The sequence below is a fragment of the Streptomyces cyaneochromogenes genome, assembly GCF_003963535.1.
Classification (GTDB): domain Bacteria; phylum Actinomycetota; class Actinomycetes; order Streptomycetales; family Streptomycetaceae; genus Streptomyces; species Streptomyces shaanxiensis.
Genome location: NZ_CP034539.1, coordinates 9769509 through 9783541 on the forward strand (window position 1 = coordinate 9769509; position 14033 = coordinate 9783541).

The window sequence follows — 14033 nt, forward strand, 5'->3', positions numbered from 1 at the left end:
CTCACAACTCCCTCACCGACAGCAGGGGTTCGGCCTGCGCCCAGTTCACGACGGGACCCACCTGGCACAGCAGCAAGGGGCCGAGCTGGCAGTGCCCGCAGTGCCCGGTCGCACAGCGCATGTTCCGCTCCAGCGAGACACGGACGCGGTCGCGGCGGACACCGCGCTGGGCGAGTTCGCGGGCCGCGGCCCGGATCATCGGCTCGGGCCCGCAGACGAACGCCCAGGTGTCGTCCGGCTCGAACTGCGCACGCCCCAGCAGCTGGGTGACCACGCCGACGTCCCCGCGCCAGTCGGCGTCGGGCTGGTCGACCGTCACTCCGGTGAACGCCGTGGGCCAGCTTTCGATCTCCTGCCGGGCGATCAGGTCGCCCGGGGTGCGCGCCCCGACCAGGACGTTGACTCGACGGTACGCCTCCGGCTCGGCCAGCGCGCTCAGGATCAGCGGCCGCAGCGGGGCGAGACCGATGCCGCCCGCCACGACCAGCACGTCACAGCCGTACGCCCGCACCAGCTCCCAAGTGTTGCCGTACGGACCACGGAGCCCGACGACGTCGCCGACCCGCATCGCGCACAGCCCGTCGGAGACCGCGCCCACCGAGCGGATCGTGTGCGCGAGACCACCCGTGGCCTGCACGGAACTCACCGAGACGGGGATCTCACCCCGACCGAAGGAGTGCACCATTGCGAACTGTCCCGGTGCGAATTCAGGCAGTGCAGCACCCACCGGCTCCAGGCACAGCGTGACCGTGTCCGCGGTCTCCGGCTGGCGGGCGACCACGCGATGGGGGACCGGCACGGCGATCATCGTGGTTCCTTCGTCTCATAGATCCCGTACAGGTCGACCAGCCGGGCGCGGGCCGCGTTCAACCGGTGGGCCAGCACTCGGCCGACCCAGTGCTCGACGGCACGCCCGAACTCGGGATCGTTCAGGCACATCAGCCGCACGGCGACGGCGTCGAACTCGTAGGCGGTGAGCGGCGTCAGGGCCTCGGCGCCCAGCTGCCAGACGTACGGCTCGTACAGCCAGGACCAGCCGACGAGGTCGCCGATGCCTAGCGTCTCGATGACCGGTGGCCGTCGGCCGGGCACATGCATGTCGAGGGCGGCGGTGCCGGCCCGGATGATCCAGAAGCGATCGGCGTGGCCGCCCTCCTCGAACAGGCGGGCGCCCTGCGGGAAGCTCACCTCGCGGCCGACGCGCAGCAGCCGCTCGCGGTGCTCGACGGGCAGAGCGTGGTTCATGCGCAAGGCGAGCGAGGGAGGCATCAGTCCGTCTCCGTTCCGTAAGCCGCGTGGTCGGCGAGTTCGGCGTCGAGGGCGGCGACTTCCTCCGTGATGTCGATGCCGGCCGGGCACCAGGTGATGCAGCGGCCGCAGCCGACACATCCGGAGGTGCCGAACTGGTCATGCCAGGTGGAGAGCTTGTGGGTGAGCCACTGCCGGTAGCGGCTGCGGGCCGAGGAGCGGACCGGGCCGCCGTGCAGATACGAGAAGTCCAGGTCGAAGCAGGAGTCCCAGCGCTGCCAGCGCTCGGTGTGGTCACCGGTGAGGTCGGTGACCTCCTCGGTGGTGGTGCAGAAGCAGGTCGGGCAGACCATGGTGCAGTTGCCGCAGGTCAGACAGCGGGCGGCGACATCGTCCCAGCGCTCGGCGTCCAGGCTCGCGCCCATGAGGGCACGCAGGTCGACCGGGGGCAGCGAACGGCCCATGCGGTCGCGGGCCGCGTCCACGGCCGCGTCGGCGGTTTCCTCGGTGGCCGGGTCGGCGCTCCGGTGCGGTATCCCGTCCAGCAGCTCGGCGCCCTCGTCGCTGCCGACGCGTACGAGGAAGCGGTGTCCGTCCTCGTCCACGATCTCGGTGAGCGCGAGGTCGTAGCCCGGGTCGGCAGCGGGCCCGCCGCCGGTGGAAACGCAGAAGCACGTCGCGCCGGGCTCGGTGCACTCGGCGGCGATCAGCAATGCCTTGCAGCGACGCCTTCTGTAGCCGTCGTCCGCGTAGTGCCCGCCGGTCAGGACACGGTCCTGGATCGCGATGGCCCGCAGGTCACAGGGGCGGACACCGAGGAAGGCGTACGAGGGAACCTCCGGCTCGTCCGGTGTGAAGGAGACGTCGCCCTCGGACGTCCGGTCGGCACTCCACAGCCGCTCCCGCGACGGGTGCAGGTAGGACTTCCAGGACTGCGGACCGGCGCTGTGCGCGAAGGCCGCCCCGTCCACACGGGGGACCAGCCGATAACGACCGGCGTCGAGTTCGACGCCCCAGCCGTAGGGCAGCGCGTCCGCCGAGGTCAGCTCTGCCAGCACGATCGCGCCGTCGCGGACGGTCGGCCCGATGACCGTTCGTCCCTGCGCCACCAGCGCCGCGACCAGCGCGTTCAGACCATCCCGGTCGAGCACGGCCGGGGCTGCGGGGGCGATCATGAGGTCCTCCTCGTCGGGCGGCTCCGCGTTCCTCCAATGTCAGGCTCCGACTGCGAGGGGTGCCTGAGGCAGGGGCTGATCGGCCCTCTTGACGGGCCGACCGGGTCCCTTCGAGGGGCCGTACGAGGAAGGCCGACCGACGGGCAGGTTGGCCTCGCCGGCCCGCCGGTTCTCGGACAGAGCGGGCCGACGCTCAGGGCAGCGGCTCTCCCAGCTCACCCTCCACCGCGCCCGCCATCGCCCGCAGCACGTCAAGGGTCCGTTCTGCCTCCGCCTCGTCGACCTGGGTGATCGCGAAGCCGACGTGCACGATGACGTACGACCCGATGTCCGCCTCGGGCGTGCAGCTCAGGCAGACCTCGCGCCGGATCCCGCCGAAGTCGACGGTCGCCATGCGCAGACCGGTGTCGTCGTGGACCTCCAGAACCCGGCCGGGGATGCCCAGGCACATACGCGTTCACCCCTCCCCGGCAAGCCGCGCGGCCGCGACCGCCGCCTGGCCGTAGCTGATGCCACCGTCCCCGACCGGGACCTGACCGCCGACCAACACGCGCAGCCCCTGAGCGTGCAGCCGGCGCTTCACCTCGGTCAGCAGCCGCCGGTTGACGAAGCAGCCGCCTCCCAGGCACACCGTGCGCGGCGCACCCTCGGCCACGGCCCGTGAGACGAGGTCGCCCGTGACGATCGCGAGGGTCGAGTGGAAGGCCGCCGCCAGCCGTGCCACCGGCTCCCCGTCCAGCTGCCGCCGCAGTAGATCGGCCAGGGTCGGTACGGAGTCGTAGACCCACAGGCCCCGAGCCCGTACCACTCGATGGGCTAGCGGTACGGCATGCTCGTCACTCGCCGTTGCTCCGAGCAGGACGGCCGCCTCACCTTCGTAAGTAGCCCGGTCGGCGAGGCCCAGTAGCGAGGCGACCGCGTCGAAGAGCCGTCCGGCGCTCGACGCACGAGGGCAGTTGACGTCCCGTGCGACCATGGCGCGCACGACATCGACCTCGGCCGGGTCGAGGCGGTCGGTGAAGGGCCGGGTGAGCCAGGGATACGGGCGCGGGGCGCCCAGCGTCTCGGCGCCCAGCAGATGGCCGAGGGCAGTGCGGGAGGGATGGCGTACCGCCGCGTCGCCGCCGGGCAGGGGCGCCAGCGCGAACCTGCCCACGCGGCGGTAGCCGCTCAGATCGGCGACGAGGATCTCGCCGCCCCACAACGTGCCGTCGTCGCCCAGCCCCAGCCCGTCGTAGGCGACCCCGAGGAACCTGCCCCGCACGCCGTGTTCGGCCGCGCAGGCGGCCACGTGCGCATGGTGGTGCTGCACCGGGATCCGGTGCAGCGGCTGTGCCTCGGCCCACTGTGTGGAGAGATAGCCCGGGTGCAGGTCGTGGGCGATGGCCACCGGTTCGATGCCTGTGAGTTCCTTGAGGTGCGCATACGACGCCGTGAACGCGTCGTACGTCGGCAGATCGGCCAGATCCCCGGTGTGCGGCCCGATATGGGCCCGGCCGTCGGCGGCCAGCGTGAACGTGTGCTTCAGCTGGGCGCCGGCCCCGGCCACCGGCTGCCGTACGGCCAGCGGCAGCGGGGCGGGAGCGAGTCCACGCGCCCGGCGGACCGTGATCCTCGTCCGCCCGGTGAACTGGACCACGGAGTCGTCGTACCGGGCCCGGATCGGCCGGTCATGAGTGAGGAAGCCGTCCGCCACGGCGGCCAGGGCGCCCGGCGCCACTTCGTCGTCGATGGCGATCGGCTCGTCGCTGAGGTTGCCGCTGGTGACCACAAGGGGCCGGGCCAGCTCGTCCAGGAGGAGGTGGTGCAGGCCGGTGGTGGGCAGGAACAGGCCGACCCGGGTCAGCCCGGGGTGTACTTCGGGAGCGAGCGGAGCCGTGCGCCCACGCAACCGGCGCCTGCCCAGCAGCACCACGGGGCGCTCCGGAGAGGTGAGGGCCTGTCGCTCGCCGGCACTGATCTGCGCAAGCCGCGCGGCCGCCTCGATGTCCGGCACCATCACGGCGAACGGTTTCGCCGGACGGCCCTTACGGCGCCGTAGTTCCGTCACGACCGCCGGGTCGCCCGCATCGCACACCAGCTGGTAGCCGCCCAGCCCTTTCAACGCGACGATCCCGCGCCCGTCGACCGTCTTCACCGCCGCCCGCAGCGCCTCCTCACCACGCAGTTCCTCCCAGGCCAGCCGGGGACCGCAGACGGGGCAGGCGACGGGTTCGGCGTGGAAGCGCCGGTCGCCGGGGTCGGCGTACTCGGCGGCGCACGCGGCGCACAGCGGGAAGCGGCGCATGGTCGTGCGGATCCGGTCGTACGGCAGGTCCTCGATGATCGTGGCGCGGGGGCCGCAGTCGGTGCAGTTGATGAACGGGTAGCGGTAGCGGCGGTCGTTCGGGTCGTACAGCTCGCCCAGGCAGGCGTCGCAGATCGCCGCGTCGGGCGGGATCTCTCGAGGTGCCGTGGCCGGGCTGCCAGGGGCGCTGAGCCGTACCTGGAAACCCTGGTCGTACGGCGACTGCCGCACACCGTCGGTCAGCTGGACGCGGCGCACCCGGGCGAGGGCCGGTGAGTCGGTGCGCAGGCGGGCGGCGAACTCCTCGATCGTGCGCGGCGGGCCGGTGACCTCGCCCTCGACATGACCGTTGACGTTGGCCACCCAGCCGGCCAGACCTAGCTCGGACGCGGTGCGATAGACGAAGGGCCTGAAGCCGACACCCTGGACGATGCCTTCGACGAGGAAACGGCGCACGGTCATGTCCGCCCCCTGGCTGAGACGTCCGCGTTCCGCGCGATCTCGTCCTCGACAGACCGCACGAGCGGCTCCACCGCGTCCGCGACGGCAGGGGAGAGGCCGGTGCCCAGCTCGCTCGCGGCGCCCTCGACGGCGTACACGATCAGCCGCTCGGGCAGCAGGCCCAGCACCCGGGCCAGCTCGACCGCCTCACCCAGCCCCAGCCCGTGAGAGCTCGTGGTCGCGGGCTGTGCGAGGAGCCCGGCGTCGAGTTCGAGGCGATGCACGCGGCCGGGGGTGCCCGGGTGGGTGTGCGCGGCGTCGACGACGACCGCGAGGTGGGCGCCCTCCCACAGACCGATCAGCCGACCCGGCTCGCCGTCGCAGATCGCGAGGTCGATGTCCGGCGGCAACGGCCGGTCCTCGCTCCGCTCGCGCAGCCGGGCGAGTACGGCCCAGCCCACACCGTCGTCGCGCCGGAACTCGTTCCCGACGCCGATCACGGCGATCCGACCGCGGCTCCTCATGCCCCCCACCGTGGGCCACGACCGCTGTGCGCCGCATGGGCCGAACGACCCCGGTCCTGGGGCCAACCCTCCCCGGCGTCCGCCCCGCCTGTCGGCGCCGTAATCCCGTTGCGCGCTACACCGGCACGACCGCGACCGGGCACATGGCGTGCCGCAGCAGCGCGAGTGCCGTACGGCCCGAGCGGCGGCCGACCACAACGAGACCGGAGCTCTCGGCGGCATGGGCGAGTGCCACGTCCGGGGCGAGCAGGACGACGTCCTCCAGGACGTCGACCTCCGGATACTTGCCGCGCCACGGCCGCAGCGCGTCCGACAGCCGCTGTACCTCGTCGTCCTCCCAGGTGGCGCGATCCTCCTCCAGGACGGGGAAGGGCCGCTGCGCCGCCTGCAGGGGGAGCGTCCAGGCATGAACCACGTGCAGCGGTGTGCCGCGCAGTCGGGCCGCCTCGAAGGCGACGCCGACGGCCCGGCTCGCCGGATTGCGGGCATCGATTCCGAGCGTCACGGCCTCGGCATGGCCGGGAAACCTCTCGCCGGGGAGGCTGCCGGGGACCAGCACCACCGGCCGCTCGCAGGACCGGGCCAGAGCCATGGCGGTCGAGCCCACGGGGACCCTGGGATGACTGCCTTCGCCTCGCAGACCGAGCACGAGCAGCTCCGCGTCCCCGGTCACTGTGTGCAGGGCCGCCACCGGAGCCCCGCAAAGGTGCAGGCCCTGAGCCCGCAACGCCGGGTGCCGGTCGGTGAGTTCGGCGACCACACGGTCCGCCACCGTCTCGGGGCGGTACGGCCACTGCTCGGCAGGTTCCGGACCGTCCGGCGGCGACACGTGGACCACCCGCAAAGGCAGTTCACGCGACAGCGCCTCGCGCGCGGCCCAGTCGGCCGCGGCACGGCTGCGTGCCGACCGGTCGACGCCGGTGATGATCACTCGCTGCATGACGTGCCGCCTTCCGCCCGAGGGGAACTCGGTGCCCGGGCAAGCCCAGCGTCGCCGGGGAGGCGGCCCGCACACAGGGGCCGAACGGACCCGCGTCGGAGCCCTGGCGGCCCATACCCGCCCGTGAACCGCGGTCCGACGCTGGCACCGAGGAGCAGACCGACCACAGGAGGTGCGCGCCATGCTTCCGCCCGTCATGGCCGGAGTCGACGGATCCGCCGAGAGCCTCGCCGCCGCCGAGTGGGCCGCCCGTGAGGCGGCGCGCCGGGACCGGCCGCTGCAGCTGGTGCACGTCTGGAGCTGGCATCCCCGCGAGGGAGCCGACGCGTCGGCGACTGCGGTCCAGCGGTATCTGGCCCGGCGTGCGCTGCGCCAGGCCGAGGACCGCATCCGCCGTACCTGCCCCGGCGTCAAACTCGACGACGAACAGATCGAGGGACCCGCGACCGGCGCCCTTCTGCATGCTGCCGAGCAGGCCGAGCTGCTGGTACTGGGATCGCGCGGCCTCAGTGGCTTCACCGGGTTCCTGGTCGGGTCGGTCGCCCTGGGAGTGGTGGCACGGGCCGCCCGCCCGGTCGTCCTCGTCCGAGCGGGTGAGGAGGCGACAGACGAGCATCTTCCGGACGACGACGGCAACCTGTCCACCCGCACCGGCTACCGGGACGTCGTCCTGGGCATCGACCTCGACGACCCCTGCGACGACGTGATCGAGTTCGCTTTCGAGGCGGCCCGGCTGCGCGGCGCGCGCCTGCACGTCGTGCACGCCTGGCAGGAGCGGTCGCCGTTGGGGCTCGGCCCCGGTGACATCGGGCTGGTGAACGGCCGGGAGCAGGCCGACGAGTGGCTCGGCTTCCTCACGGCCGTGCTGAAGGTTTGGCGGGACAAGTACTCCGAGGTAGAGGTGGCAGAGACGGTGACCGAGGGTCGCCCACAGTCGGTTCTGGTCCGTGCATCCACCGGGGCGAGCCTGCTCGTGGTCGGCCGCCGGATGACCGAGCGCCCGGCCGGCCCGCGCACCGGACCGGTCACCCACGCCGCCATCCATCACGTCGGCTGCCCCGTGGCCGTCGTCCCCCACGAGTGAGAGGCCGTGGACCTGATGAGCGCGCCCACCAAGTACGTCTACGAATTCACCGAGGGCAGCCGTGACATGGCCGGCCTTCTCGGCGGCAAAGGAGCGGGCCTCGCCGAAATGACCCGGCTGGGCCTGCCCGTCCCGCCTGGTTTCACCGTCACCACCGAGGCATGCAAGGTCTACCTGGCCACAGGCGAGGAACCGGACGAGCTCGGCGTCGAGGCGGCGCAGGCGCTGGCCGGCCTGGAGCGGGCCATGGGCCGCACGCTCGGGGCGCCCGACGACCCGCTGCTGGTGTCCGTGCGCTCCGGCGCCCGTTTCTCCATGCCGGGCATGATGGAGACGATCCTCGACATCGGCCTCAACGACCAGTCGGTCACCGGCCTCGCCAAGGCCTCTGGGCAAGAGCGGTTCGCCTGGGACTCCTACCGGAGGCTGATCCAGATGTTCGGCCGCACCGTGATGGGCGTGGACGGCGACCTGTTCGAGCAGGCCATCTCCGCCCACAAGGCCCGGCGCGCGGTCGCCACCGACCACGAGCTCGACACCGGTGAACTCGTCGAGCTCACCGATGAGTTCAAGGACATCGTCCGCAAGGAGACCGGCGAGGACTTCCCGCAGGACCCCGCAGAACAACTGGCCCGCGCCATCCGCGCGGTCTTCGACTCCTGGAACGGCGAACGCGCCCGCGTCTACCGCCTGCGCGAACACATCCCCGAGGACCTCGGCACCGCAGTCAACGTCCAGGCGATGGTCTTCGGCAATCTCGGCCCGGACTCCGGCACCGGCGTCGCCTTCACCCGCGATCCCGCCAGCGGCGAGAGCGGCGTGTACGGCGACTACCTGCCCGACGCCCAGGGCGAGGACGTCGTCGCGGGCGTCCGCGACGCCCTGCCCCTGAGCGAACTGAAGGTCCTCGCCCCGCGCACGTACGTCGAACTCGGCGACCACCTGCGCACCCTGGAGGACCACTACCGCGACCTGTGCGACGTCGAGTTCACCGTCGAGCGCGGCAAGCTGTGGATCCTGCAGACCCGCGTCGGCAAACGCACCGCCGAGGCCGCCTTCCGCATCGCCCACGACCTGGGTGCCGACGGCACGATCAGCGCCGACGAGGCCCTGGTGCGCGTCGACGGGGCCGCACTGACCCGGCTGATGTTCCCCCGCTTCGACACCACCCCGGCCGACGTGCCCCTCGCCCACGGCGTGCCCGCCTCGCCGGGCGCGGCCGTCGGCGTCGCAGTCTTCGACTCCGCCGAGGCCGTACGACGGGCCGCGACCGGCGAGCACGTGGTCCTGGTGCGCCGGGAGACCACCCCCGACGACCTGCCCGGCATGATCGCCGCCGAGGCGGTGCTGACCAGCCGGGGCGGCAAGACCAGCCACGCCGCCGTCGTCGCCCGGGGTATGGGCAAGGTGTGCGTGTGCGGCGCCGAGGCCCTCACCGTCGACCCGGTCGCCCGCCGGTTCACCACGCGAACGGGTGTGGTCGTCGACGAGGGCGACACCGTCTCCGTCGACGGCACCGCCGGCACGGTCCACCTCGGCGCGCTCCCGCTCACCGCGTCCGACGTCGGCCGCGCGCTGGAGACGGGCACCGGAGCCGGACCGCTCACCGAGGCCGTCCTGGGAGCGCTGGCCCACGCCGACTCCGTACGCCGCCTGGAGGTGCGGGCGAATGCCGACACGCCCGAGGACGCCGCACGCGCGCGTGCCCTCGGCGCCCAGGGCATCGGCCTGTGCCGCACCGAGCACATGTTCCTCGGCGAGCGCAGGGCGCTGGTGGAGGCGATGATCCTGGCCCGCGACGATACGGCGCGCGGGCAGGCCCTGGCCGCCCTGCTGCCGCTGCAACGCGAGGACTTCATCGGCATCCTGACGGCGATGGACGGACTGCCAGTGACGATCCGACTGCTGGACCCGCCACTGCACGAGTTCCTGCCCGACCGCACCGAACTCGCCGTCCGCCTCGCCTCTGCGGCGAACCCGGACCCGCACGATCGCGACCTCCTGCGCGCCGTCGAGCGCATGCAGGAGCAGAACCCGATGCTGGGCCTGCGCGGTGTGCGCCTTGGCCTGGCCGTGCCCGGCCTGATGGCCATGCAGGTGCGGGCCGTCGCCGAAGCCGTGACGAACCGTCTGAGCGCGGGAGGCCGGCCGCACGCCGAGATCATGATCCCGCTCGTCGGCACGGTCGAGGAGCTGCGCCTGGCCCGCACCGAAGCCGAACGCGTTCTCGCCGAGGTCGCGGCCGAGACCGGCACGACCCTCGACTGCCCGATCGGCACGATGATCGAGCTGCCGCGCGCCGCCCTCACCGCCGGCCGCATCGCCGAAGCCGCCGACTTCTTCTCCTTCGGCACCAACGACCTCACCCAGACCACGTGGGGACTGTCCCGCGACGACGCCGAAGCGTCCTTCTTCCCGCTGTACCTCGAGAAGGGAGTCTTCGAGGTGTCGCCGTTCGACTCGATCGACCAGGAGGGCGTCGGGCGGCTCGTGGAGCTGGCCGTGGAGGCCGGACGCGCCGTCAACCCCCGCCTTCAGACAGGGGTGTGCGGTGAGCACGGCGGCGACCCCGACTCCATCCACTTCTTCCACCGGGCCGGACTGGACTACGTCTCCTGCTCACCGTTCCGCATTCCGGCGGCCCGGCTGGAGGCGGGCCGGGCTGCCGTCACCGACCGCACCGGGACCAGCGACACCAGGTGAGGCGCATGGGTGAGTGCCCCGGCAGCGGTGCATCGCGCTGGACAGCAGGACCGAGCCTGTGCGGGCGGGACCGGCCGGCCGCGCCGGAGACCCGGCGGGGTCGTTGCTGGGCTGGGCGACGACGCCACACACATCATCCGGCCCGGGTAGCTCGGCGTATCCATGAGCCTCCGCCCAGCGCATGGATTTTGGCCTGATTGGCATGCCTGGGCGTAGTAGGCAGCAATCGCCTCCGTGGGGCACGATCGTTTGTCGCCTCAAGCTGGCGGCCGGTAGCGTTGCGATAGCGAATGGCGTAAGGGTGAGAGCAACGGCTCTGCCGGGCGCAGGCACAGTGCTTGAAGAAGGTGCCCATCCCGCGTATGAGCTGGGTCGCCAACGTGCAATCTCCTGACTCATGCTGGGAGTTTGCTGACCAACGGGTCCACAGCATGGTCCTGACCTGCGGCCGCACCAAACTACGAGATGTTGATCGGCGTCGCAGGTCAGAACCCTGCTCTCGGCAGTATCGACCTTGCGGCAGCGAAGGGCACGTGGGCGGAACGGAGGGCTCTGCGATCCGTGCTCCGCGCCGCCCCGGGCGGCCGCAGGAGAATGAGCGGCATGACACGTCTGCAAGCCCCGTTCGGCAGGTGGGAGCCCGCGTCTCTGGGCGAGGTCGTCGCGAGGTTCTCCGGCCTGGAGTGCCGCTGGTGGGTGGCCGGCGGTCTTGCGATCGAGCTCGCGGTGGGGCGTCGCATCCGGCCCCACGGGGACATCGACGTCCTGCTGTTGCGGCGTGACCAGCGAGTGGTGCAGCAGGTTCTGTCGGGCTGGCAGTGGTGGGCCGCCGATCCGCCGGGGAGCCTGCGTCCGTGGGCGTCCGGCGAGGTCCTGCCCCGGGGAGTCCATGACATCTGGTGCCGGCCCGGGCTCGCCGATCCCTGGCGTGTTCAGATCATGCTGGACGAGTCCCACGGTCAGGAATGGGTGTCGCGGCGTGATCCCCGGGTGCGCAGGCCCATCGGCACGCTGGGGATGACGACGGCCGAGGGCGTTCCCTTTCTGGCTCCGGAAGTGCAGCTCTACTACAAGGCCAAGGCGCCTCGCCCCAAGGACGAGGAGGACTTCGACGCCGTGCTGCCCGTGCTCACGGATCAGCAGCGACAGTGGCTCGTCGACGCGATCTCCATGACGTACGGGGCGCACCCTTGGGCCGGGCGCCTGGAGACGTGACCCTCGAACCTCCTGGAACGGTTCCCGGAAGATCGTTTTCTGCCGTCCTCCGGGACTGCCCGAGCCACCCGCGACGGAATTCATGCACCTGCAATGATCTACCCCTCAACTTCCTGCTAGACATGGTGGGGTGACCCCCTCGGAGCGGCAGCCCGCCCCCTGAAGACGTCCCGTGCAGCTGAACCCCGGTCCCGGACCCTCCTCGACCCCTAAGGACTCCGCCTCCGTGGCACATTCGATCGACGTTCGTGGTGGCGAAGCCCTGGCCGACCCGAGCACGCCCCTCCTGGACAACGCGATCTGGGCCGCACTGTCCGGCCCGCACGCCCGCTTCGCCGAACGGCTCGGCCGCGCCGCCCGCTACCCCGCCGACGTCTACGACTTCGCCGCCCTCGCCGATCCGGCCGACCCGGCCGCCTGGGCCGACCTGCGCACGCTCGTCGGTCCCGGAACCGTCGTACGGGTCAAGCCGGTTGAAGAGGTTCCCGCCGGATGGGAAGTGGTCGGCGGCGGAGTGGGAGTACAACTCGTCGACACCGCACTGCGGGCCGAACCAGCCCCCGAAGCGGTACGGCTCGGTCCCGACGACGTTCCCGAGATCCTCGACCTGGTCGCCCGCACCAAGCCCGGCCCCTTCCTGAAGCGCACCGTCGAACTGGGCACCTATCTCGGCATCCGGCACCAGGGGCGGCTGATCGCGATGGCCGGCGAGCGGATCCGGCCGCCCGGCTGGACGGAGATCAGCGCCGTCTGCACCGACCCCGAGCATCGCAGCCGCGGTCTGGCCACGCGCCTCGTGCGTGCCGTCGCGGCGGGCATCCGCGCCCGCGGCGACGTCCCGTTCCTGCACGCCGCCGCCGGCAACACGCCGGCGATCCGGCTGTACGAGTCCATCGGCTTCACCCTGCGCCGCCGTTCGCCCATCCTGCTGGTCCGCAGTCCGGGAACACCGCGCGAGGTCGGGGCGTTGTGACTGACGACGAGATGTGCGAGGCGCCGAAGCGCGCGCCCCGACGGACGGAGGTGGCGGACGTGACGCACATATTCCACGCCGTCCATCTCCACTCCCGGCCCCACATCGATCTCCAGCGCGTGGCCGGCGCGCTCTGTTGTTCCTGACCCGTTCCTTCACCGCCGTTGCCCCCACTTGTGTGTGAGGGCCCGGCGTTCTCGCCACGGACTTTCAGGAAGGCACCGACTCGTGTCCTCAACTCCCCCTTCTTTCCTGCACCTTGCCGTCGCCCTGGACGCAACGGGCTGGCATCCCGCCTCCTGGCGCGAGCCGGTGGCCCGCCCCCGGGACCTGTTCACCGCGGAGTACTGGGCCGATCTGGTCACCGAGGCCGAGCGCGGGCTGCTCGACTTCGTGACCATCGAGGACGGTCTCGGCCCGCAGTCCTCCCACTGGCTGGACCCGGACGAGCGCACCGACCAGGTTCGCGGCCGTCTCGACGCCGTCCTTATCGCCTCCCGCGTCGCCCCGCTGACCCGGCACATAGGTGTCGTACCGACCGTGGTGGCCACACACACGGAGCCGTTCCACATCTCCAAGGCCATCGCCACCCTCGACTACGTCAGCGCCGGCCGCGCCGGCCTGCGCGTGCAGATCACCGCCCGCCCGAACGAAGCGGCGCACTTCGGCCGCCGCACCGTCCCCCGCATCGAGGCCTACGACAGCCCGGCCGCGCAGGGGGTGGTGACGGACCTGTTCGACGAGGCCGCCGACCACGTCGAGGCGGTGCGCCGGCTCTGGGACAGCTGGGAGGACGACGCCGAGATCCGGGATGCCGCCACCGGCCGCTTCATCGACCGCGACAAGCTGCACTACATCGACTTCGAGGGCCGGCACTTCAGCGTCAAGGGCCCCTCGATCACGCCCCGGCCGCCACAGGGTCAGCCGATCGTCAGCGCCCTGGCCCACGACGCCATTCCCTACCGGCTCGTGGCCCGCGCCGCCGACATCGGCTATGTCACCCCGTACGACGCCGACGAGGCCCGCGCCGTCGTCGCCCGGATCCGCGCCGAGCAGAGCGCGGCGGGGCGAGCCGCCGAGACCCTGCACGTCTTCGGCGACCTGGTGGTCTTCCTCGACGACGACCCGGCCGCCGCGACCGCCCGGCGGGAACGGCTGGAGGCCCTCGCGGGAGAGCCGTACACGAGTGACGCGCTGATATTCACCGGCACTCCCCACCAACTCGCCGATCTGCTCCAGGAACTGCAGAGCGCCGGGCTGACGGGCTTCCGGCTGCGTCCCGCCGTCGCCGGCCACGACCTCCCGGCGATCACCCGGGGCCTGGTCCCCGAACTCCAGCGCCGGGGCGTCTTCCGCCGCGCCTACGAGGCCGACACCCTGCGCGGGCTGCTGGGCCTGCCCCGCCCCGCCAACCGCTACGCCGCCGCGAACGCCTGAGCCGGA

General features: G+C 72.1%; 13 protein-coding genes. 6 read left to right on the forward strand and 7 right to left on the reverse strand.

Translation table 11 applies throughout. From position 1 onward, the window contains the following. Nucleotide 1 precedes the first annotated feature (1 nt). The 7 genes from EJ357_RS43845 to EJ357_RS43875 form a co-directional block, all read right to left on the reverse strand. A complete protein-coding gene (locus EJ357_RS43845; RefSeq protein WP_126397849.1) occupies nt 2-808 on the reverse strand; it encodes an FAD/NAD(P)-binding protein in 807 nt (268 codons plus the stop codon). Further along, complete coding sequence (locus EJ357_RS43850; RefSeq protein WP_126397851.1) at nt 805-1269, reverse strand: Crp/Fnr family transcriptional regulator; 465 nt, start codon at nt 1267-1269, stop codon at nt 805-807. The genes EJ357_RS43845 and EJ357_RS43850 overlap by 4 nt, the downstream gene beginning before the upstream one ends. Continuing rightward, nucleotides 1269-2423 (reverse strand): 4Fe-4S dicluster domain-containing protein, encoded by a 1155-nt coding sequence (locus EJ357_RS43855; RefSeq protein WP_126397853.1) that lies wholly within the window; start codon nt 2421-2423, stop codon nt 1269-1271. Before EJ357_RS43855 ends, EJ357_RS43850 begins: the two co-directional genes overlap by 1 nt. 193 nt (nt 2424-2616) lie before the next feature. Continuing rightward, on the reverse strand, nt 2617-2874 hold the full coding sequence (locus tag EJ357_RS43860; protein ID WP_126397855.1) for a HypC/HybG/HupF family hydrogenase formation chaperone: 258 nt from the start codon (nt 2872-2874) through the stop codon (nt 2617-2619). 6 nt (nt 2875-2880) lie between these two features. Then, nucleotides 2881-5172 carry a carbamoyltransferase HypF gene (hypF, locus tag EJ357_RS43865; RefSeq protein ID WP_126397857.1) on the reverse strand — a complete coding sequence of 764 codons (2292 nt, stop codon included), beginning with the start codon at nt 5170-5172 and terminating at the stop codon, nt 2881-2883. Beyond that, a complete protein-coding gene (locus EJ357_RS43870; RefSeq protein ID WP_126397859.1) occupies nt 5169-5675 on the reverse strand; it encodes a hydrogenase maturation protease in 507 nt (168 codons plus the stop codon). The genes hypF and EJ357_RS43870 overlap by 4 nt, the downstream gene beginning before the upstream one ends. Before the next feature lie 115 nt (nt 5676-5790). After that, the gene (locus EJ357_RS43875) at nt 5791-6615 is read right to left on the reverse strand and encodes a universal stress protein (RefSeq protein WP_126397861.1); all 825 of its coding nucleotides are present in this window, start codon (nt 6613-6615) and stop codon (nt 5791-5793) included. A gap of 181 nt (nt 6616-6796) precedes the next feature. Here EJ357_RS43875 and EJ357_RS43880 point away from each other — a divergent pair, with 181 nt between their 5' ends. The 6 genes from EJ357_RS43880 to EJ357_RS43900 all read left to right on the forward strand — a co-directional run bounded on the left by EJ357_RS43880 (nt 6797) and on the right by EJ357_RS43900 (nt 14027). Beyond that, complete coding sequence (locus EJ357_RS43880; protein WP_126397863.1) at nt 6797-7699, forward strand: universal stress protein; 903 nt, start codon at nt 6797-6799, stop codon at nt 7697-7699. A 15-nt stretch (nt 7700-7714) separates the two neighbouring features. Further along, on the forward strand, nt 7715-10402 hold the full coding sequence (ppdK, locus tag EJ357_RS43885) for a pyruvate, phosphate dikinase (protein WP_126400852.1): 2688 nt from the start codon (nt 7715-7717) through the stop codon (nt 10400-10402). A 603-nt stretch (nt 10403-11005) separates the two neighbouring features. Continuing rightward, nucleotides 11006-11617, forward strand: coding sequence for a nucleotidyltransferase domain-containing protein (locus EJ357_RS43890; protein WP_126397865.1), 612 nt, complete (start codon nt 11006-11008; stop codon nt 11615-11617). 226 nt (nt 11618-11843) lie between these two features. Further along, nucleotides 11844-12590, forward strand: coding sequence for a GNAT family N-acetyltransferase (locus EJ357_RS43895; RefSeq protein WP_126397867.1), 747 nt, complete (start codon nt 11844-11846; stop codon nt 12588-12590). 11 nt (nt 12591-12601) lie between these two features. Beyond that, nucleotides 12602-12736: a putative leader peptide gene (locus tag EJ357_RS50645; protein WP_323378091.1), complete on the forward strand. Its 135-nt coding sequence runs from the start codon at nt 12602-12604 to the stop codon at nt 12734-12736. An 82-nt stretch (nt 12737-12818) separates the two neighbouring features. Beyond that, entirely contained in the window at nt 12819-14027 is a 1209-nt protein-coding gene (locus tag EJ357_RS43900; RefSeq protein ID WP_126397869.1) for an LLM class flavin-dependent oxidoreductase, read from the forward strand. The last annotated feature ends 6 nt before the right edge of the window (nt 14028-14033 follow it).